The sequence below is a fragment of the Enterobacter sp. WPR_3_1 genome (genome assembly GCF_003635055.1).
Taxonomy (GTDB): domain Bacteria; phylum Pseudomonadota; class Gammaproteobacteria; order Enterobacterales; family Enterobacteriaceae; genus Enterobacter; species Enterobacter ludwigii.
In genome coordinates this window covers 722,513-743,353 of the sequence record NZ_RBXU01000008.1, presented here as the reverse complement: position 1 = coordinate 743,353, position 20,841 = coordinate 722,513, and the positions used below count along the sequence as shown (strand labels likewise).

The 20,841-nt window shown below is 55.1% G+C and carries 21 protein-coding genes; 11 read left to right on the top strand and 10 right to left on the bottom strand.

Annotated features, from left to right (window positions below; genetic code table 11):
* Positions 1–212 precede the first annotated feature (212 nt).
* Positions 213–1,745 carry a SpoVR family protein gene (locus tag BJ887_RS05315; protein WP_020883440.1) on the top strand — a complete coding sequence of 511 codons (1,533 nt, stop codon included), beginning with the start codon at positions 213–215 and terminating at the stop codon, positions 1,743–1,745.
* A gap of 67 nt (positions 1,746–1,812) precedes the next feature.
* Here the strand turns inward: BJ887_RS05315 and fadR are convergent, their stop codons facing one another.
* Complete coding sequence (gene fadR / locus BJ887_RS05310; protein WP_025203875.1) at positions 1,813–2,532, bottom strand: fatty acid metabolism transcriptional regulator FadR; 720 nt, start codon at positions 2,530–2,532, stop codon at positions 1,813–1,815.
* 201 nt (positions 2,533–2,733) lie between these two features.
* On the opposite strand from fadR, the gene nhaB reads away from it, so the two are divergent.
* Both nhaB and dsbB read left to right on the top strand, forming a co-directional pair.
* Positions 2,734–4,272 carry a Na(+)/H(+) antiporter NhaB gene (gene nhaB, locus BJ887_RS05305; protein ID WP_020883438.1) on the top strand — a complete coding sequence of 513 codons (1,539 nt, stop codon included), beginning with the start codon at positions 2,734–2,736 and terminating at the stop codon, positions 4,270–4,272.
* Between the two features lie 143 nt (positions 4,273–4,415).
* Positions 4,416–4,946: a disulfide bond formation protein DsbB gene (dsbB, locus tag BJ887_RS05300; protein WP_020883437.1), complete on the top strand. Its 531-nt coding sequence runs from the start codon at positions 4,416–4,418 to the stop codon at positions 4,944–4,946.
* A gap of 27 nt (positions 4,947–4,973) precedes the next feature.
* On the opposite strand, the gene BJ887_RS05295 is transcribed toward dsbB, so the two are convergent.
* The 3 genes from BJ887_RS05295 to BJ887_RS05285 form a co-directional block, all read right to left on the bottom strand.
* Complete coding sequence (locus BJ887_RS05295; protein WP_020883436.1) at positions 4,974–5,417, bottom strand: YcgN family cysteine cluster protein; 444 nt, start codon at positions 5,415–5,417, stop codon at positions 4,974–4,976.
* 93 nt (positions 5,418–5,510) lie between these two features.
* Positions 5,511–6,170 carry a fumarylacetoacetate hydrolase family protein gene (locus BJ887_RS05290; protein ID WP_020883435.1) on the bottom strand — a complete coding sequence of 220 codons (660 nt, stop codon included), beginning with the start codon at positions 6,168–6,170 and terminating at the stop codon, positions 5,511–5,513.
* Between the two features lie 47 nt (positions 6,171–6,217).
* A complete protein-coding gene (locus BJ887_RS05285) occupies positions 6,218–6,493 on the bottom strand; it encodes a YcgL domain-containing protein (RefSeq protein ID WP_020883434.1) in 276 nt (91 codons plus the stop codon).
* 124 nt (positions 6,494–6,617) lie between these two features.
* Here BJ887_RS05285 and minC point away from each other — a divergent pair, with 124 nt between their 5' ends.
* Genes minC through minE form a run of 3 tightly spaced genes read left to right on the top strand, consistent with a single transcriptional unit; the run spans position 6,618 to position 8,434 of the window.
* Positions 6,618–7,325: a septum site-determining protein MinC gene (gene minC, locus BJ887_RS05280; protein WP_020883433.1), complete on the top strand. Its 708-nt coding sequence runs from the start codon at positions 6,618–6,620 to the stop codon at positions 7,323–7,325.
* A gap of 23 nt (positions 7,326–7,348) precedes the next feature.
* The gene (gene minD, locus BJ887_RS05275; protein ID WP_014170584.1) at positions 7,349–8,161 is read left to right on the top strand and encodes a septum site-determining protein MinD; all 813 of its coding nucleotides are present in this window, start codon (positions 7,349–7,351) and stop codon (positions 8,159–8,161) included.
* A 3-nt stretch (positions 8,162–8,164) separates the two neighbouring features.
* A complete protein-coding gene (gene minE / locus BJ887_RS05270) occupies positions 8,165–8,434 on the top strand; it encodes a cell division topological specificity factor MinE (RefSeq protein ID WP_008500504.1) in 270 nt (89 codons plus the stop codon).
* A 78-nt stretch (positions 8,435–8,512) separates the two neighbouring features.
* Here minE and rnd read toward each other — a convergent pair whose 3' ends face one another.
* The 5 genes from rnd to BJ887_RS05245 all read right to left on the bottom strand — a co-directional run bounded on the left by rnd (position 8,513) and on the right by BJ887_RS05245 (position 14,891).
* Complete coding sequence (gene rnd, locus BJ887_RS05265; RefSeq protein WP_229216827.1) at positions 8,513–9,628, bottom strand: ribonuclease D; 1,116 nt, start codon at positions 9,626–9,628, stop codon at positions 8,513–8,515.
* A gap of 83 nt (positions 9,629–9,711) precedes the next feature.
* Entirely contained in the window at positions 9,712–11,397 is a 1,686-nt protein-coding gene (fadD, locus tag BJ887_RS05260; RefSeq protein ID WP_032669980.1) for a long-chain-fatty-acid--CoA ligase FadD, read from the bottom strand.
* Between the two features lie 202 nt (positions 11,398–11,599).
* Positions 11,600–12,181: a Slp family lipoprotein gene (locus BJ887_RS05255; RefSeq protein ID WP_121339471.1), complete on the bottom strand. Its 582-nt coding sequence runs from the start codon at positions 12,179–12,181 to the stop codon at positions 11,600–11,602.
* A gap of 37 nt (positions 12,182–12,218) precedes the next feature.
* Positions 12,219–12,914, bottom strand: coding sequence for a tRNA (adenosine(37)-N6)-threonylcarbamoyltransferase complex dimerization subunit type 1 TsaB (gene tsaB, locus BJ887_RS05250; RefSeq protein ID WP_121339469.1), 696 nt, complete (start codon positions 12,912–12,914; stop codon positions 12,219–12,221).
* Between the two features lie 66 nt (positions 12,915–12,980).
* Positions 12,981–14,891 (bottom strand): ATP-dependent DNA helicase, encoded by a 1,911-nt coding sequence (locus tag BJ887_RS05245; protein WP_121339467.1) that lies wholly within the window; start codon positions 14,889–14,891, stop codon positions 12,981–12,983.
* A 131-nt stretch (positions 14,892–15,022) separates the two neighbouring features.
* Between BJ887_RS05245 and BJ887_RS05240 the strand changes: the two genes are divergently transcribed.
* Positions 15,023–15,367 (top strand): RidA family protein, encoded by a 345-nt coding sequence (locus tag BJ887_RS05240; protein ID WP_014170591.1) that lies wholly within the window; start codon positions 15,023–15,025, stop codon positions 15,365–15,367.
* A 6-nt stretch (positions 15,368–15,373) separates the two neighbouring features.
* On the opposite strand, the gene BJ887_RS05235 is transcribed toward BJ887_RS05240, so the two are convergent.
* Positions 15,374–15,556 carry a YoaH family protein gene (locus BJ887_RS05235; protein WP_020883426.1) on the bottom strand — a complete coding sequence of 61 codons (183 nt, stop codon included), beginning with the start codon at positions 15,554–15,556 and terminating at the stop codon, positions 15,374–15,376.
* A 61-nt stretch (positions 15,557–15,617) separates the two neighbouring features.
* Here BJ887_RS05235 and pabB point away from each other — a divergent pair, with 61 nt between their 5' ends.
* From pabB to BJ887_RS05215, 4 genes are all read left to right on the top strand, one after another.
* The gene (gene pabB, locus BJ887_RS05230) at positions 15,618–16,964 is read left to right on the top strand and encodes an aminodeoxychorismate synthase component 1 (RefSeq protein ID WP_050736978.1); all 1,347 of its coding nucleotides are present in this window, start codon (positions 15,618–15,620) and stop codon (positions 16,962–16,964) included.
* Between the two features lie 6 nt (positions 16,965–16,970).
* Positions 16,971–17,549 (top strand): CoA pyrophosphatase, encoded by a 579-nt coding sequence (locus BJ887_RS05225; protein WP_014170594.1) that lies wholly within the window; start codon positions 16,971–16,973, stop codon positions 17,547–17,549.
* Positions 17,550–17,733: 184 nt separating this feature from the next.
* Positions 17,734–19,098, top strand: a complete 1,365-nt coding sequence (gene sdaA, locus BJ887_RS05220) for an L-serine ammonia-lyase (RefSeq protein WP_020883424.1) — start codon at positions 17,734–17,736, stop codon at positions 19,096–19,098.
* A gap of 141 nt (positions 19,099–19,239) precedes the next feature.
* Entirely contained in the window at positions 19,240–20,838 is a 1,599-nt protein-coding gene (locus BJ887_RS05215) for an EAL domain-containing protein (protein ID WP_020883423.1), read from the top strand.
* Positions 20,839–20,841: the final 3 nt, after the last annotated feature.

Here is a 20,841-nt window from a genome sequence, read left to right as displayed (position 1 = left end):
CCCTACTGGCGGGGAAAGGACTTATTTGGGATCTCCTGCTGCGCGTTATTTTTAACCAGCATAAAACTCTGCATGAACCGCTTTTTTTACCGTATTGAAAACGGGAAATCGTAAAGAAAAAATTTCTGCTCCAGCACGCTTTCTAACACGTTGATCTATGCTTGAAAGGAGGCTCTCCAGACAGAGAGAGCACCCACAACGAGGGCGCGCTAATGGCTACTATTGATTCCCTGAACAAGGACAACACACGTCTCAGCGATGGACCCGACTGGACCTTTGAGTTGCTGGATGTCTACCTCGCTGAAATCGACCGGGTAGCAAAACTCTATCGCCTGGATACCTATCCTCACCAGATTGAAGTCATAACCTCCGAACAGATGATGGATGCCTATTCCAGCGTCGGGATGCCGATCAATTATCCGCACTGGTCGTTTGGTAAGAAATTTATTGAAACAGAACGGCTGTATAAACACGGCCAGCAGGGGCTGGCGTATGAAATCGTCATCAACTCCAACCCGTGTATCGCTTACCTGATGGAAGAGAACACCATTACCATGCAGGCGCTGGTGATGGCGCATGCCTGCTACGGGCACAACTCTTTTTTCAAGAATAACTATCTTTTCCGCAGCTGGACGGACGCCAGCTCGATCGTCGATTACCTGATCTTCGCCCGTAAATACATTACCGACTGCGAAGAGCGCTACGGCGTCGATGAAGTGGAGAAACTGCTCGACTCCTGCCATGCGCTGATGAACTACGGCGTAGACCGTTACAAACGGCCGCAGAAAATTTCCCTGCAAGAGGAGAAAGCCCGGCAGAAAAGCCGCGAGGAGTATCTGCAAAGCCAGGTGAATATGCTGTGGCGCACCTTGCCTAAGCGTGAAGAAGAGAAAGCTGTCGCTGAGGCGCGCCGCTACCCGTCTGAGCCACAGGAAAATCTGCTCTACTTTATGGAGAAGAACGCGCCGCTGCTGGAGTCATGGCAGCGTGAGATCCTGCGCATTGTGCGTAAGGTCAGCCAGTACTTCTATCCGCAAAAACAGACGCAGGTGATGAACGAAGGCTGGGCGACATTCTGGCATTACACCATCCTCAACCATCTGTATGACGAGGGGAAAGTTACCGAACGGTTTATGATGGAATTCCTCCACAGCCATACCAACGTGGTGTTCCAGCCGCCTTATAACAGCCCGTGGTACAGCGGCATCAACCCGTATGCCCTCGGCTTTGCGATGTTCCAGGACATCAAACGTATCTGCCAGTCGCCAACGGAAGAGGACAAATACTGGTTCCCGGATATTGCCGGTTCGGACTGGCTGGAAACGCTGCATTTTGCGATGCGCGATTTCAAGGATGAGAGCTTTATTAGCCAGTTTATGTCGCCGAAGATCATGCGCGATTTCCGCTTCTTCACCGTGCTGGATGATGACCGTAACAATTTCCTGGAAATTTCAGCGATTCATAATGAAGAGGGATACCGGGAGATCCGCTCTCGCCTCTCTTCCCAGTACAACCTGAGCAATCTTGAACCCAATATTCAGGTATGGAACGTGGATCTCCGCGGTGACCGCTCTCTGACGCTGCGCTACATCCCGCACAACCGTGCCCCGCTGGATAAAGGGCGCAAAGAGGTGCTGAAGCATGTGCATCGCCTGTGGGGCTTTGACGTGCTGCTGGAGCAGCAGAATGAAGACGGTAGCGTGGAGCTGCTGGAGCGCTGCCCGACGCGGATGAATACGCTGTAGTGCCTGCCTGAACCGAAACGCCCGCGTCAGGGCGAAAAAAAACCTCTCAGCTGAGAGGTTTTTTCTTTTAGCGGGTCTGGATGGCCAGGTCACCCGGCAGCGTTTTTTGCATCCGGTGCCAGATTTCACCGGAGTCGCGGCCGTAGCGGCGCACGGTTTCATACACCTGATCGTGCTGACCGGTGGAGCAGAGCTCGCTCAGCTTGTGGTAAAAGCCCAGCGCCAGACTGCGGGCTTCCGGATTGGCAAAGTAGTGACGACCGATACGGGTATAGAGCCCTTTCATGCCGTTAAGGATGAGGCCGTAAATCGGGTTACCGGAGGCAAACGCCAGGCCGCGGAAGATGTTGTAATCAAGGGTAGCAAACGCATCCGCATGATCTTCCACCTGGTTGGCACTGGCCAGAACCTGGAGCGCATCTTCCGGGTGCTGACGGAAAGCCGTACGAATAAAGATGGTGGCGATATTGGTACGCACGGAGAGCAGATTATCAATCAGCTGCGGCACGCTTTCATGATCGAGGCGCGCCAGCGTTTCAAGAATATTCAGCCCGGAGGTTTCCCAGAAATTGTTTACTTTTGTTGGCTTGCCATGCTGAATCGTCAACCACCCATCACGCGCCAGTCGCTGGAGCACTTCCCGAAGCGTGGTGCGAGTGACGCCAATCAGTTCAGAGAGTTCGCGTTCAGCCGGAAGAATGGACCCTGCAGGGAAACGATTATTCCAGATGCTTTCAATGATGTACTCTTCCGCGAAACCCGCTGGGCTCTGCGCCTTAATGACCATAGTGAGATTTCCATTACACAGCTTTAGCAAATTGCACTCATCATACCAGAGGCTCGCAGAGGCAGATAGCGCAGCAGTGAGAGAAAAGAGGGATCGCCGTTTCATTTTTATGAAATTTACATTGCAGCCGAATCCCCCTCCAGGCCGTGATTTTTGCGTATACTGATGTTTTGTTTTACTTCACGGGGAAGAACGTCTGTCGTGGAAATTTCTTTTGGGCGCGCGTTGTGGCGCAATTTTTTAGGCCAGTCTCCCGACTGGTACAAGCTGATACTTCTGGTGTTCCTGGTTGTTAATCCTCTCATCTTTATTGTGCACCCGTTTATTGCCGGGTGGCTGCTGGTCGCGGAGTTTATCTTCACCCTGGCCATGGCGCTGAAGTGCTATCCCCTGCTGCCTGGCGGTTTGCTGGCCATTGAAGCGGTTGTCATTGGGATGACCAGCGCCGAGCATGTAAAAGCTGAACTGGCCTCAAACCTTGAAGTGCTTCTGCTGCTGATGTTTATGGTGGCCGGCATCTACTTTATGAAACAGCTGCTGCTGTTTATTTTTACCCGCCTGCTGCTGAGCATTCCTTCAAAAACGCTTTTGTCGCTGGCTTTCTGCGTGGCTGCGGCATTTCTTTCAGCCTTCCTGGATGCGCTGACGGTGGTCGCCGTGGTGATAAGCGTCGCGGTCGGGTTTTATGGTATTTATCACCGGGTGGCCTCTTCACGTCCCGGCGATGACCTGCTTGATGACAGCCAGGTCGATAATGACCACCGCGAGGTGCTGGAACAGTTCCGCGCCTTCCTGCGCAGCCTGATGATGCATGCCGGCGTCGGGACCGCCCTGGGCGGCGTGATGACGATGGTGGGTGAACCGCAAAACCTGATTATTGCTAAAGCTGCGGGCTGGCATTTTGGTGATTTCTTCCTGCGAATGGCACCGGTGAGCATACCGGTTCTGGTGTGCGGTCTGGCGACCTGTGTAGTCGTGGAGAAATTCAGCCTCTTTGGCTATGGTGCGCATATTCCGGCGCCCGTGCGTCAGGAGCTGCAGAAATTCGACCAGCAAAGCCGTAGCCAGCGGACGCGTCAGGAGACGCTGCGTCTTATTGCACAGGGCGTCATTGGCGTCTGGCTTATCGCCGCACTGGCGTTTCATCTTGCCGAAGTCGGTTTAATTGGCCTGTCGGTGATTATTCTCGCCACCAGTTTTACTGGCGTGACGGATGAGCATGCGATTGGCAAAGCCTTTACGGAAGCCCTGCCCTTTACCGCCCTGCTGGCCGTCTTTTTTGCGGTCGTCGCGGTGATCATCGACCAGAAGCTTTTCGCGCCGATCATTACCTTTGTCTTGCAGGCGGCACCGGATGCTCAGCTTTCGCTGTTTTATCTGTTTAACGGGCTGCTGTCGTCTATCTCGGATAACGTGTTTGTTGGCACGGTCTACATCAACGAGGCCAAAACAGCCATGGAGCAAGGCGTCATCAGCGCCGGACAGTTCGAACTGCTGGCGGTGGCAATTAACACCGGGACCAACCTGCCGTCGGTGGCGACGCCCAACGGTCAGGCGGCGTTCCTGTTCCTGCTGACTTCTGCGCTGGCTCCACTCATACGTCTTTCTTATGGGCGAATGGTCTGGATGGCGCTTCCCTATACGCTGGTGCTCACGCTTGTAGGATTGCTTTGCGTCAAAATTACCCTTATTCCCTGTACGCAATGGTTGATACAAGCGGGTATACTTGCCGCGCAGTAAACCTGATATATCGGGCAGCTTGCTGCCCGTTTACCTTTTCGCACGATAAACATCCAATTACGTTTTATTTCGTCAGGTACAGGTGGCGCGAAAAACGAATTCGTTTACACTGCGCTTTCTAAGCATGTTCCAGGGAAATGATTATGTTGAGATTTTTAAACCAGTGCTCTCGCGGTCGCGGAGCGTGGTTGTTAATGGCCCTGACCGCCTTTGCGCTGGAAATGGTCGCGCTGTGGTTCCAGCATGTGATGGGACTTCAGCCTTGCGTACTCTGTATTTACGAACGCTGTGCATTGTTCGGCATTATGGGGGCGGGTCTGGTGGGCGCGATTGCCCCTAAATCGCCGTTACGCTATGCCGCAATTGCCATCTGGCTGTACAGCGCCTGGAAAGGTATTGAGCTCTCCTGGCAGCACACCATGATGCAGCTGCATCCGTCACCTTTTATGACCTGTGATTTCGCCGCCCGCTTCCCGAGCTGGCTGCCGCTTGATAAATGGCTGCCGCAGGTGTTTGTTGCTTCCGGTGACTGCTCTGTGCGCCAGTGGGAATTCCTGAGCCTTGAGATGCCCCAGTGGCTGGTGGGGATTTTTGTGGCCTACTTCATTGTGGCGCTACTGGTGCTCATCGCACAGCCGTTCAAACCCAAGAAACGCGACCTGTTTGGCAGGTAAAAAAAACCCGCCTCGGCGGGTTTTTTCTTATCCACGGTTGGGATGATTCATGATGTGATCTTCCCAGTCCTGTACCTCTGACTCTTTCACCGCAATATGACGCACAGAGATGCGTTCACCGTGCATCGCCGCTTTGGAGCCCGTCAGCAGCGGGTGCCATTTTGGCAGGTCTTTGCCTTCCGCCAGCAGACGATAGGCGCAGGTATGCGGCAGCCATTCGAAGGTAGGCAGGTTCTCACGGGTTAGCTTGATGCAATCCGGCTCGTACTCGAAGCGACGCTCATAGTTGCGACACTGGCAGGTTTTGATGTTCAGCTGCTTACAGGCAACGTTGGTGAAATAGATTTCGTCCGAATCTTCATCCATCAGTTTATGCAGGCAGCACTGCCCGCAACCGTCACACAACGATTCCCACTCCACGTCTGTCATTTGGTCGAGAGTTTTGCTTTGCCAGAAAGGAATGTTGTTCATCAGGATGTCCACACGTCAAAAGAGAGCGCACCTTATAACGAGTCTGGCACGTTGTTGCAAGTTTTGCCGCCCTCTTCAGGCGGCAAGATGCTTTTACAGCACGCGAGTTTTCAGTGACAGGCCGTTAAAACTGACGTCCAGTTCGTCACCGGCCTGCAGCGGGCCGACACCTTCTGGCGTACCGGTGAGGATCACATCGCCCGGTTTCAGGGTAAAGAAGCGGCTCATGTAGGCAATCAGCGGCACAATTTTATGGATCATATCTGCCGTGGTGCCCTGCTGGCGGATCTCGCCGTTAACCTTCAGGCTGAGCGGGGTGTTCTGCGGATCGTCGGTAAATTCACTTACCGGAATAAAACCGGAGATCGGGCAAGCGTTATCAAACCCTTTGGCCTTTTCCCACGGCTGCCCCGCTTTCTTCATTTTGCCCTGAACATCACGCAGGGTCAGGTCGAGCGCGACACCGTATCCGGCAATCGCCTTTTGCACATGCTCTTCGGAGGCCTGACGCAGCGTCGCGCCAATCAGCACGGCCAGCTCCACTTCATGATGCACCGACCCCAACCCCTGCGGCAGCGCCAGCGGCTGGCGAATATCGCACAGCGCGGTTTCTGGTTTGATGAACAGAACCGGCTCGTCTGGCGTCGCGCTGCCCATCTCCTGAATATGTTTGGCATAGTTACTGCCTACGCAGACCACTTTGCTGACGGGATAATCCAGTAATGCACCTTGCCAGTTATGATGTTGATACATGTACGACCCCTAAACGGTTGATGTGTTAACCCCGAACACAGCCGGGACTATTTTTTCCCGTTCACCTCAAGATGCTGTTTTAATAAATTCTCGGGTGGTGGCGGGAGCTGTAAATAATAGCCTTGCTCCGCTAATGCGGTTTTCACTTTTTCCAGATCGGCGTTGACCAGTTTCTTACGGCCATCCAGCGGCAGCAGCATCGCCAGCTGAGGTCGGCCAAAGTTCTTCATTAATTCTTCAGGTACGCGCGAAAAATCGTCTTTCTTTTCGACATAAAGATAGGTCTGGTCACGACTTGTACTTCTGTAGATCACACAAAACATGTTTTTACTCTGAATTAATGGGTGGTTGCTTGCCTCAATATACTCCTGACTATAACATGCCTGATACTCTTCGGAATATCGCAACGGCGGTGTTGCGGTTAATAGCAAATTGAGTAAGGCCAGGATGTCAAACACGCCAATCGAGCTTAAAGGCAGTAGCTTCACCTTATCAGTGGTACATTTGCATGATGCAAAACCCGAGGTTATTCGTCAGGCGTTAGAAGACAAAATTGCGCAGGCTCCCGCTTTTCTGAAACATGCCCCCGTCGTCGTGAATGTCAGTGGTCTGGATGCACCGGTTAACTGGAAACTTCTCCAGCAAGCCGTGGCCGCGACCGGGCTGCGTATCGTCGGTATCAGCGGCTGCAAAGATGCTGAGCTGAAAGCAGAAATTGACCGTGCGGGTCTGCCCATTCTGACCGAAGGCAAAGAAAAAGCCGCGCGTCCTGCCCCTGCGGCAGTCCAAACGCCCCCTCCTCCGGTGCAAAACGTTACACCTGTCACAAAAACGCGATTGATTGATGTGCCGGTTCGTTCCGGTCAGCGCATTTATGCACCAAACTGTGATCTGATTGTTACAAGCCACGTCAGCGCTGGCGCAGAGCTGATTGCAGATGGCAATATTCACGTATACGGTATGATGCGTGGGCGTGCGCTCGCGGGTGCAAGTGGTGACAGGGATGCGCAAATATTTTGTACTCATCTGACGGCGGAACTGGTGTCCATCGCAGGTGAATATTGGCTGAGCGACAAGATCCCAGCCGAATTTTATGGCAAAGCGGCTCGTCTGCGACTGGCAGACGACGCGTTGACCGTTCAACCGTTGAATTGATCCCTTTTTAACAAGGAATTTCTATGGCACGCATTATTGTTGTTACTTCGGGTAAAGGAGGCGTTGGCAAGACCACCTCCAGCGCGGCCATCGCTACTGGTTTGGCCCAGAAGGGAAAGAAAACCGTCGTTATCGATTTCGATATCGGTCTGCGTAACCTCGACCTGATCATGGGATGTGAACGTCGCGTGGTCTATGACTTCGTGAACGTCATTCAGGGCGACGCCACACTGAACCAGGCGCTGATTAAAGACAAGCGCACCGAAAACCTCTACATCCTTCCGGCTTCTCAGACGCGTGATAAAGACGCCCTGACCCGTGAAGGCGTGGAAAAGGTGCTCGACGAGCTGAAAAAAATGGAGTTCGACTTCGTTGTCTGTGACTCCCCTGCCGGCATCGAAACGGGCGCCCTGATGGCACTCTACTTCGCTGATGAAGCCATCATCACCACTAACCCTGAAGTCTCATCCGTGCGTGACTCGGACCGTATTCTGGGGATCCTCGCCTCCAAATCGCGTCGTGCGGAAAATGGCGAAGAACCCATTAAAGAGCACCTGCTGCTGACCCGCTATAACCCGGGTCGCGTGAACAAAGGTGACATGCTTAGCATGGAAGACGTGCTGGAGATCCTGCGCATCAAACTGGTCGGCGTGATCCCGGAAGATCAATCCGTATTGCGCGCCTCTAACCAGGGCGAGCCAGTGATCCTGGATACAATGGCAGATGCAGGTAAAGCGTACGCGGATACCGTTGACCGTCTGCTGGGAGAAGAACGTCCTTTCCGCTTCATTGAAGAAGAGAAGAAAGGTTTCCTCAAACGCCTGTTCGGAGGATAAGTTATGGCATTACTGGACTTTTTTCTCTCGCGGAAAAAGAACACCGCCAACATCGCAAAAGAACGACTGCAAATCATCGTTGCGGAGCGTCGTCGTAGTGACGCCGAGCCACACTACCTGCCGCAGCTGCGTAAGGACATCCTGGAAGTGATCTGTAAGTATGTGCAGATTGACCCGGAGATGGTCACGGTGCAGCTGGAGCAAAAAGACGGGGATATTTCGATTCTGGAGCTGAACGTTACGCTCCCGGAAGCCGAAGAGTCACGTCCGTAGTTCGGGATTGTGTATCCCCGGTAAGCGTATGCCGCCGGGGAAATGTGCCGGGCATGTCAGCATGACCCGGCATTTTCATTATCGCGGATAACCTTCCAGCACCGTATTCAGGCGATCGGCCATCAATTCCCCGCGCCAGCCCGCCATCATTTCCGGCAAACCATTCTGAGGTTTCAGCTTCCAGTGCCAGTTCAGCAGCTGGTTAATCTGACGGCGTGACGCCAGCAGTTCCGCGCTCAGTTTGCTTTGCGTCGCGACGTCCTGCACCAGCGCTTTGATATCCTTGAACGCCTTGCGATAGCCCGGCATATCCATGAGATTCAGCAGTGGCTCCGGCAGTGCTTCGTCCGGCATTTCCTGCGCTTTTGCCACCAGCGCAAGCAGGGTTTTACCGTGGAAACGGATCTCGCTCCCGGAAAGCCCGATGCTGTCCAGTTCGCCCATGCTGCCCGGCATATACCGCGCGACCGCCCAGAGGTGTTCTTCGCGTACCACAAAGTTAACGGCCAGATCGCGCTCGCGTGCTTTACGCAAACGCCAGTCCGCTAACAGCTGCAGACACGCCAGCTGACGCGTACGCAGCTGCCAGGCGTTACTGATATCGCGCCAGGCCTCTTTCGGATCAACCACTTCCTGACGACGCTGCTGCGTCATTCGGCACTCATCCAGCGCGGCGGGCAACCAACCTGACGCTTCCGCCTCTTGCATCAGCTGGCCGGCAATCGGCAGGAGGTAAAACACGTCTGCCGCCGCGTATTCCAGTTGACGCTCGGTTAATGGGCGCGCCAGCCAGTCGGTGCGGGATTCGCTTTTATCCAGCGTCAGGCCCGTATACTCCTCAACCATGGCGGCAAAGCCCCATGAGAGCGGTCGATTACTGAAGGCCGCGAGGATCTGCGTATCAATCAACGGTTGTGGCATGACGCCAAAAGTATTCAGAAAGACTTCCAGATCTTCACTGCCTGCGTGCAGGTATTTTGTTACCGCAGTATCGAGCAGCAGGTCACGCATCGGCGTCCAGTCGGTAATGCCGAGCGGGTCGATCAGCGACACGTGTTTACCGTCGTACATCTGAATCAACCCCAGCTGCGGATAGTAGGTCCGGGTGCGGACAAACTCGGTATCCAGGGCAATGGCAGGAAAGTCGCGCGTCACTTCGCACAGCGAAGCCAGCTCGTCGTTGGTCGTGATCATCTGGTAATTCAAAACGGATTCTCTTTTGTTTGCGCCCATAAAAAACGCCGGCTTAACCGGCGTCTGGGCGATTAGCGTGAAGCTCAGGCCTTATTGTCTACTTTGCCACGGGCTTCGTCACGTAATTCTCGTCGTAATATCTTTCCGACATTCGATTTCGGCAGTTCCTCGCGAAACTCAACCAGCTTCGGCACCTTGTAGCCGGTCAGCTGACGACGACAGAAGGTGATCAGCGCCTCCTCCGTAAGAGAAGGATCTTTTTTGACCACAAAAATCTTCACCGCCTCGCCGCTGCTCCCGGAAGGGACGCCTACGGCAGCCACTTCGAGCACGCCGCTGTGCTGCATCACCACATCTTCGATTTCATTCGGGTAGACGTTGAAACCGGAAACCAGGATCATGTCTTTCTTACGATCGACGATACGCAGGAAGCCCTCTTCATCCATCACGGCGATATCACCGGTGTGCAGCCAGCCGTCTTTGATAATTTCATCGGTCGCATCGGGACGTTGCCAGTAGCCCAGCATCACCTGCGGCCCTTTGACACAGAGTTCGCCCGGTTCACCTGGCGCCACTTCGTTATCGTCATCATCAACCAGTTTGGCTTCGGTCGACGGAACCGGCAGGCCAATGCTTCCGCTGTGATAGTCGATATCATGCGGATTCACACTGACCAGCGGGGCGCATTCCGTCAGGCCATAGCCTTCCAGCAAATACTGACCCGTCAGTTTCATCCAGCGTTCGGCAACGGCCTGTTGAACCGGCATACCGCCACCCGCAGAGAGGTGCAGCGTGGAGAAATCGAGCTTCTGGAACTCTTTGTTGTTGAGCAGCGCGTTAAACAGCGTATTCACCCCAGTCATGGCGGTGAACGGATATTTCGCCAGCTCTTTCACCAGCCCCGGAATATCGCGCGGGTTTGTGATCAATACGTTTTGACCGCCCAGCTCAATAAACAGCAGACAGTTCATGGTCAGCGCGAAGATGTGATAAAGCGGAAGCGCGGTGATCACCAGCTCTTTTCCGTGGTGCAGCAACGGTCCGTAGGTGGCATTCACCTGCTCAAGGTTTGCCAGCATGTTACGGTGGGTCAGCATGGCGCCTTTAGCCACACCCGTTGTGCCGCCGGTGTACTGCAGAAACGCGAGGTCTTCTGATACCACTTCCGGTTTAACGTATTGCATGCGGTAGCCCGCCTGCAGCGCACTGCGGAAGGAGATCGCGTCCGGCAGGTGGTATTTCGGCACCAGACGTTTGATGTATTTGACGACAAAGTTAACCAGTGTCCCTTTGGCGGTAGAGAGTTGATCCCCCATACGCGTCAGGATGACGTGTTTGACCTGGGTTTTGTCGACCACTTTTTCCAGCGTGTGGGCAAAGTTAGAGACAATCACAATGGCGGCGGCACCGCTGTCGTTGAGCTGATGCTCCAGCTCCCGCGGCGTATACAGCGGGTTAACGTTGACAACAATCATCCCGGCACGCAGGACACCGAACAGCGCCACCGGGTATTGCAGCAGGTTCGGCATCATCAGCGCGACGCGGTCCCCTTTTTGCAGCCCCAGCCCTTCCTGCAGATAGGCGGCGAACGCCCGACTACGCTCCTCAAGTTTACGGAACGTCATGACCTCGCCCATATTCACAAAAGCAGGCTGGTCTGCGTAACGCCTCACCGAGTGTTCAAACAATTCAACCAGGGATTGATAACGGTCAGGATTGATCTCGGCAGGAACATCTGCGGGATAACGGTTAAGCCAAACCTTCTTCAATGCATCACCTCTGAAATGAGTGTTCGTCGTCATCACAACCCCGATAATAAACAGTTTGTTAACATTATATTAACTCAGCGTACCAGTTTATTAATTGTTCAGATTTAAGGTTGCGAAGCGCGTCACTCTTTTTTTTCGTTTTATTCGTAAAAAACAGAGACAGCGGCTGAGCCGCTGTCTCTTTTCTAACAATTACAGGGAGTTACTCAGTAACGATTGTCTGAACCTGTGCAGGCCCCGGGTTATACCAGCCCCAGCCCGGGTAGCCATACCGATAAGGATGTGGACCCCACATCCACGGATCCATCGGCTGAGGTGGCATGATGACCTGCTGTGTCAGCCGCCAGCGCTTATACCCGTTGACCTGCATGGTCATAAATTTATACGGCGTGTTGCCGACTTTGCCCTCTACCGAACCGGTAATCGGGCCGACGACGGTGACCAGCTGTCCGCGAAAATCGACCGGGTCGAGAAAACCGCCAACGTCGGCATAAATACGCCCGCGGGAAGGTTCGCCAAGGATCGGCCGCGCACCGCTATCCAGCGGAACGGTGGCAATCTCCAGACGGGTTTTCCCCTGCTGGTTTTGCACCTCGATAACCTTGCCGCCAAAGCGCGCTTCCTGGCCGACGTAAAGCTCAGGCGCATTCATCACGCGAACCAGATCCTGCTGTGGCGTGGGGCTGCTGCCCTTAATCGCATCAGGAACGGAAACGCATCCGCTCAGTGCTATGGCCACTGCGCCTGCCATATAAAGGCGTACAACTTTAGACTGAACCGCCATGATGCGACTCCTTTTTCTCAGTTCCTGTTACTGAGATTCATTCCCGGCCTGGAAGTTTCTTCCACGCGACGGTGTTTCGCAAATAAACCGGCTCCGCATGTTCAACGGCCACGGTTTTGCCCGCCTCAAGCAGTTGGCAGGCGATGGGAAGCATATCCTCTGCGGCGGGCAGAAGCATGTTGCCGTCTGTCAGCGTGATCCCGGTGCCGTTAGCCATCTCTGGCCATGCCGGCCAGCCGGTGCCTACTGTCGCCCACTCGCCGGACAGCTGTTTCAGCCGCTCGGTCACCGCTTCCGGCTTGAGGACAGCCTCGGTCTCTTCACCGTGCCAGATGCCATTTTCATCGCGGGTGTATTCTGCCCAGTAAACTTCTCCCATTCGGGCGTCAATGGCCGCCAGAACGCGCGTTGCCCCGGTCATACGCCATGCGCCCTGCGCCATGGTTGCCAGCGTGGAAACACCGATCATCGGCAGTTCTGCGCCCAGCGCCAGCCCCTGCGCAATGCCAATTCCAATGCGTACGCCCGTAAAGCTGCCGGGGCCACGGCCAAAGGCCAGTGCGTCGAGGTCGGTTAAGGTGGTGTTGCCTCTGGTTAAAATCTCTTTAACCAGAGGCAGAATGCGTTGGGTGTGTTCTCGTGGGCACTCTTCGAAATGAGAAGAGATAGCACCGTCGTTCAACAGAGCCACAGAACAGGCCTCTGTCGCGGTATCAATAGCCAGAATTCGCATCAGTCGTCGCGCTCTCGCAATGGTCAGTCACAAAATGGCGCGCATCTTAGCATACTCACGGGCAAATTACTCCGCCGTTGGGTTTGCCAGGAAGCGAACCGCGCGTTTAATGTCCCGCGTGCGCGGCGCGGGCGGCAAGCTGGCAAGGAAGGTCGCACCGTAAGGGCGCATCACCAGCCGGTTATCGCATATAACCAGCACGCCGCGGTCGTCTGTGTCGCGAATCAGACGTCCTACCCCTTGTTTAAGGGTGATCACCGCGTCCGGTAGCTGGACCTCATCAAAAGGATCGCCGCCGCGCAAACGGCAGTCTTCCATACGTGCCTTCAGCAGCGGATCGTCCGGTGAGGTAAACGGCAGTTTATCGATGATCACCAGCGACAGGGTATCTCCCCGCACGTCCACCCCTTCCCAGAAGCTGCTGGTGGCTACCAGCAGGGCGTTACCGGCACTGACAAACTGCTGTAACAGTTGCCCTTTGCTGGTCTCGCCCTGAAGCAGAACCGGCAAAGTCATGGTGGCGCGGAACTGCTCCGCCAGATCGCGCATCATCGCGTGGGAGGTGCAGAGCATAAAACAGCGGCCGTTGTTGGCCTCGATCATCGGCCTGAGCATTGCCGCCAGCAGGCGCGCCGCGCCGGGCTGGTTAGGCAGAGGCAGATTACGCGGAACGCAGAGCAACGCCTGTTTTTCATAATCAAACGGGCTGGGCAGCAGCAGCGACTCCGCCTGTTCAATCCCCAGACGCCCGGTAAAGTGGTGTAGATCGTCATTCACCGAAAGGGTTGCCGACGTGAAGATCCAGCTTCCCGGTTTTTGCGCCATCACCTCTTTGAATTTATCCGCTACCGTCAGCGGCGTCAGGGCCAGCGTGAAATGGCGGGAGGTGCATTCATACCAGTAGCTGAACCCCGGCTGGTTTATCTCTTTCAGCCGTTTGAGGCGTGCCCGATAGAGCGTGGCGCGCTCGAAGGCGGCATCCAGCAGTGCGGAACGGCCGAGCGATAGTTTCGCCACGTCGTAACAAAGCTCAAGGGCATCATCGAGCAGCAACAGCGCGCGCTGGATATTTTTGTCTGCCAGCAGCTCACGCAGATTACCGCGATAGCCCGGCTCACCCAGTTGCAGGCGAAAATCCTGCGCACTTTGCGCCAGGCGGTCAGCACACTTCTGCAGCTGTTGGGTATCTTTTAACTCGGTGCGGTAGGCAATGGTGAAATCTTTCGCTAAGTCCTGCAGCTGGCGGCTGGAGAGCGACTGGCCAAAATACTGGCTGGCGATGTCAGGAAGCTGGTGGGCTTCATCGAAGATCATCACGTCCGCTTCCGGGATCAGTTCGCCAAAGCCGCTATCTTTAACCACCATATCGGCAAGGAAGAGATGGTGGTTGACCACCACGACATCCGCATCCATGGCGGTTTTACGCGCTTTCACCACAAAACAATCTTTATACAGCGGGCAGTCGCTCCCCAGGCAGTTGTCGTTGGTACTGGTGACCAGCGGCCAGGCGGGAGAGTCTTCCGGCACGCTCGCGCAGGTGCTGATATCCCCCTCCTCTGTCTGATTGGCCCAGGCGCGAAGAATAATGACATCGCTGAGCGTCTGCACCGGCAGATCACCGCCCGCCAGCGCCTGCTGCTCAAGCCGTTCAAGGCAGAGGTAGTTGGAGCGGCCTTTCAGCAACGCCAGGCGGCCTTTATACTTCAGGGCGTTGGCGACCGTGGGCAGATCGCGGCTGTAAAGCTGGTCCTGCAGCGCTTTAGACCCGGTGGAGATGATCACTTTCTTTTTGGCCCGCAGCGCTGGCGCCAGGTAGGCATAGGTTTTGCCCGTGCCGGTACCGGCTTCCACCACCAGCGGCTGCGCGATGTTGATTGCGCGGGCCACGGCATGCGCCATCTGCCGCTGGGGTTCACGCGGTTTAAAACCGGGAATCGCCTGTGCTAACTGACCTTCTGGGGAAAAATCGTCTGCCACGTTGCTCTCTCACTGTATTTTTGCACAGGGATTATGTCAGCCCATCCTCTCCAGTGCCACCCCAAATAGTGACGAGGGGAACACAATATGGCAGTCTTGCCGACTGACATGAAAATAACGAGGAAACGTTTATGACAATTGTGCGCATTGATGCCGAAGCACGCTGGTCTGATGTGGTCATCCATAACCAGACGCTCTACTACACCGGTGTACCGGAAAATCTCGACGCAGATGCCTTCGAACAGACGGCGAATACGCTGGCGCAGATTGACGCCGTGCTGGAAAAGCAAGGCAGCGATAAATCACGCATTCTGGATGCGACCATTTTTCTTGCCAGTAAAGACGATTTTGCGGCGATGAATAAAGCCTGGGATGCCTGGGTTGTGGCGGGACATGCGCCCGTACGGTGTACCGTACAGGCGACGCTGATGAAGCCGGAATACAAAGTCGAAATTAAGATTATCGCGGCGGTTTAAGCCGGATTACTCCTCTTCATCATCCTCAAAACGCGCCACGATCCGCTCGCCGGTGTGGGTGGCGCGAAGTTCATTAGCAACTTGCGTGATCGCCTGTCCGCTGCTCATCCCCTGGGACATCAGTTCCTGAATACGCTCAACCGCTTTCTGCTGCTGGTCATGGCTCAGAGAAGGTAAACCTGCAAACATTGTCAACTCCTGCTAAATTATCCGCGCTAATTATTTCACGCTGCCCGGTAGTATGCCACACATGAACCCGTTACCCCCTACAGTCATTTCATTACCCTGGCGTTCAGACGCCGCGGAATTCTGGTTTGCCCGCCTCAGCCATCTTCCTTTTGCGATGTTGCTGCACTCCGGATATGCGGATCATCCCTATAGCCGCTTTGATATTCTGGTTGCCGACCCTCTGCAGACCCTGATAACACAAGGGAATGTGACTACGACAGGCGAAACGCAGTCAACGGACGATCCGCTGTCATTACTTCAGCAGGCGCTGGACGCGCTGGACTTAACCGTCCCGCAAAATCCCGACCTTCCCTTCCAGGGAGGTGCGCTGGGCTTGTTCGGCTATGATTTAGGTCGCCGCTTCGAAACCTTGCCGGAGACTGCACAGGACGACATTCCGCTGCCGGATATGGCGGTGGGGCTTTATGACTGGGCAATAATCGTCGATCACCACAAGCAGGCGGTCTCTCTGCTCAGCCATCAGGATGTGTCCGCCCGGCTTGCCTGGCTTGAGGCACAGGTCCCCGTCGCAACAGCGGATTTCCACCTGACCTCTGCGTGGCGCGCCAACATGACCGTGCAGGAGTACGCCGCGAAGTTTGAGCGGGTTCAGGGCTATCTGCAGAGCGGTGATTGCTATCAGGTCAACCTTGCCCAGCGTTTTCAGGCAACCTGTGAAGGCGATGAGTGGCAGGCATTTACCCGCCTCAACGCCAGTAACCGGGCACCGTTCAGTGCATTTCTGCGCCTGGAACAGGGCGCTATTCTGAGCCTCTCGCCCGAGCGTTTTATTCATCTTGCCGATGGCACTATTCAGACGCGACCGATTAAAGGCACGCTTCCCCGGCTGGCCGATCCTGTTGCCGACCGCCAGCAGGCGGAAAAACTGGCGGCCTCGTTAAAAGATCGCGCTGAAAACCTGATGATTGTCGACCTCATGCGTAACGACATTGGCCGGGTCGCCGTGCCGGGAAGCGTGCGTGTCCCTGAACTGTTTGTCGTCGAGCCGTTCCCCGCGGTGCATCACCTGGTCAGCACCATTACCGCGCAACTGCCCGCCTCGCGCACGGCCTGCGATCTGCTTCGCGCCGCGTTCCCGGGGGGCTCGATAACCGGCGCGCCTAAAGTGCGGGCAATGGAAATAATCGATGAGCTGGAACCGCATCGTCGAAACGCCTGGTGCGGCAGCATTGGCTATATCAGTCTCTGCGGTACGCTGGATACCAGCATCACCATTCGAACGCTGACCGCCTGTAACGGGCATCTTTACTGTTCCGCAGGGGGCGGAATTGTTGCTGATAGCCAGGTCGATGCGGAATATCAGGAAACCTTTGATAAAGTTAACCGTATCCTGAAACAACTGGAGTAATGACGGGTGGAAAAAGAGAACCTGACGCTGGATGATTTTCTGTCGCGCTTTCAGCTTTTGCGGCCCAACGTGAGCCGCGAAGCCCTCAATCAACGTCAGGCAGCGGTGTTGATCCCGGTGGTCCGTCGTGAGCAGCCGGGCCTGCTGCTCACCCAGCGTTCGCCACATTTACGTAAGCATGCCGGTCAGGTCGCCTTTCCGGGTGGTGCCGTGGACAGTTCTGACGCCTCGCTGATTGCCGCCGCGCTGCGCGAAGCCCAGGAAGAGGTCGCCATTCCGCCTGAAGCGGTTGAGATCATTGGCGTGCTGCCGCCGGTCGACAGCGTGACCGGTTTTCAGGTCACACCGGTGGTCGGCATTATCCCGCCGGATCTGCAATATCACGCCAGCGTCGATGAAGTGTCTGCGGTGTTTGAGATGCCACTGGAAGAGGCTCTTCGGCTCGGGCGTTATCATCCGCTGGATATCCAGCGTCGGGGTCATGCGCACCGGGTGTGGTTGTCCTGGTATCAGCATTATTTTGTCTGGGGCATGACGGCGGGCATCATTCGTGAACTGGCGCTGCAAATCGGCCTGAAGCCTTGACTATACTTTACATTCCACCCTCTTCTGCCAGGTTTGCGATCGGCGTCGCGCTATTAGCAAAACCATCGTTAACCATTAGTTTAATTCATGTGAATAGTTAAGCCGAGGTCGGTCTTCCCTCTTACACTATGCGCAGTTATAACATCGTTACTGGAACCCCGGTAACCCTGTCAGGAGTGTGAAAGTGATTAGTATATTCGACATGTTCAAAGTGGGAATTGGCCCTTCGTCTTCCCATACTGTTGGCCCGATGAAGGCCGGTAAACAGTTCGTCGATGATCTGGTCGAAAAAGGATTACTGGAAAGCGTTACCCGTGTCGCCGTGGATGTTTACGGCTCACTGTCATTAACGGGTAAAGGCCACCACACCGATATCGCCATTATTATGGGTCTGGCGGGCAATATGCCGGATACCGTAGATATTGATGCCATTCCGGCATTTATCCGCGACGTAGAAACGCGCGGCCGCCTGCTGCTGGCAAACGGTCAACATGAAGTGGATTTCCCGCATGATGACGGCATGCGTTTTCGTAGCGATAACCTCTCCCTGCATGAAAACGGTATGCAGATCCACGCCTTTAACGGCGACAAAGTGATCTACAGCAAAACCTATTACTCCATTGGCGGTGGTTTTATCGTTGATGAGGAACACTTTGGCAAAGATACAACGGGCGATGTGAACGTACCTTACCCGTTCAAGTCCGCCAAAGAGATGCTGGACTACTGCCATGAAACCGGTCTGTCACTTTCCGGCATGGTGATGCAGAACGAACTGGCTCTGCACAGCAAAAAAGAGATTGAAGACTATTTTGCGAACGTGTGGCAAACCATGCAGGCCTGTATCGATCGCGGCATGAACACCGAAGGCGTACTGCCTGGGCCACTGCGCGTACCGCGTCGCGCCTCTGCGCTGCGCCGTATGCTGGTCACCACAGACAAATTCTCTAACGACCCGATGAACGTGGTCGACTGGGTGAACATGTTTGCGCTTGCGGTGAACGAAGAAAACGCCGCGGGTGGCCGGGTGGTGACTGCACCAACGAACGGCGCGTGCGGTATCGTTCCGGCGGTACTGGCCTACTACGATCACTTTATTGAACCCGTAACGCCTGATATCTACATTCGCTACTTCCTGGCAGCAGGGGCGATTGGTGCGCTGTACAAGATGAATGCGTCTATCTCTGGCGCTGAAGTGGGCTGTCAGGGTGAAGTGGGCGTGGCCTGTTCTATGGCCGCGGCCGGTCTTGCAGAGCTGCTGGGCGCCAGCCCGGAGCAGGTCTGTGTGGCGGCTGAAATCGGTATGGAACATAACCTCGGTCTCACCTGTGATCCGGTTGCGGGTCAGGTGCAAGTACCATGCATTGAACGTAACGCTATCGCGTCGGTAAAAGCGATCAACGCCACGCGTATGGCCATGCGCCGTACCAGCGAGCCACGCGTTTCGCTGGACAAGGTTATCGAGACCATGTACGAAACCGGTAAAGACATGAACGCCAAATATCGTGAGACCTCCCGCGGCGGTCTGGCGATAAAGGTGCAGTGCGACTAACCGTTTCACCTCAACGCCTCTCTCGCCCATCTTCCACGGATGGGCGAATTTTTATCCCTTTCTCGTCGACTTAATATTTCCCCACTACACTTGCTGTGTTGCCTCGGCTTTTGGTGCTGAAGGCGTATTGGGCGGCCTCCCATGCAAACAGCACAGAGGATCATAAAAAAGTATCGCCGAAAACGCGTCATCGTCTGCGTGATGGTTGCGCTTCTCACGCTCATCATTACGCTGGGTATACGCTTTATTTCACAGCGTAACGTAAATCAGCAAAACACCCTGAACTTTGCGGCGCACTCCGTCAACGTGCTGGATAACGTCTTATTGCCGCTGGAAAAAGGGCGCAACCCGCTGCTGGCACTGGTCGGAGCGCCCTGCTCTCAGGCGCATTTAGTGTTACGAAAACAGGCGGCCTCACTGCAAACGGTGCGCTCAATTGCACTGGTCAAAGACGGTATCCTTTACTGTTCAAGTATTTTCGGCAATCGCGACGTCCCGTTGCGAGAGATTCAGCCTGCCCTGCCGTCCGCCGAAACAAAGCTGGTGCTCTCCACCGACAAATCCTTGCTTAAGGGAAGCCCGATCCTGATCCAGTGGTATCCGGTTTCTGATAGCGGAGAAGATGGGGTGATGCAGATTGTGAATATCGATCTCATCACTCGCCTGATGCTGGAGCCACAGCGCCCACTTATCACCGACGTGGCCCTGACCGTGGGGGATAAATACCTGCGCTACGGTGAAAATGTCTCCGACTCGCTGACAATAAACGATGATGAGAGGGTTCTGCGCCAGCAATCCAGCCATTTCCCGTTCACCATTACCGTCAGTGGCCCGGGAGCCAGCGAGCTGGCGTTGATATATTTGCCCTCTCAGCTGCCGCTGGCGCTGATGCTCAGTCTGCTGATGGGTTACGTCGCCTGGCTTGCGACCGCGAACCGCATGAGCTTTACCTGGGAAATTAACCTTGGCCTGGCCGCACGTGAATTCGAGCTGTTTTGCCAGCCGCTGCTGAATGCCCGCACGCAGAAATGCGTGGGGGTGGAGATCCTGCTGCGCTGGAACAACCCCCGTCAGGGATGGATTTCCCCGGACGTTTTTATTCCGCTCGCCGAAGAGCACAACCTGATTATCCCTCTCACACGTTACGTCATTAACGAGACGGTGAGTCAGATTGGCTATTTTCCGGCAACGCCCGGCTTTCACATTGGCATTAACGCCGCCGCCAGCCATTTCCGGCATGGAACGCTCATTCAGGACCTGAACCGCTACTGGTTCAGCGCGCATCCCACCCAGCAGCTGATTGTGGAGCTGACGGAGCGTGACGCGCTGCAGGACGTGGATTATCGCATTGTAAGAGAGTTACACCGTCAGGGCGTGAAGCTGGCCATAGATGATTTTGGCACCGGCAATAGCTCTCTCTCGTGGCTGGAAAAGCTGCATCCGGACGTGCTGAAAATTGATAAGTCCTTTACCAGCGCTATCGGCACTGATGCCGTGAACTCCACGGTGACGGACATCATCATTGCGCTCGGACAACGGCTTAGCATTGAGCTGGTGGCTGAAGGGGTAGAAACGCCCGAGCAGGCGCGGTATTTGCGTCATCATGGGGTAGAGGTACTGCAGGGATTTTTGTTTGCGCAGCCTATGCCGCTGAGGGAATTTCCGCAATGGCTGGCGGAGAGTTCGTCTCCGCCAGCACCGCGTAACGGGCATATCGTTCCGCTGATGCCGTTACGCTAGGCT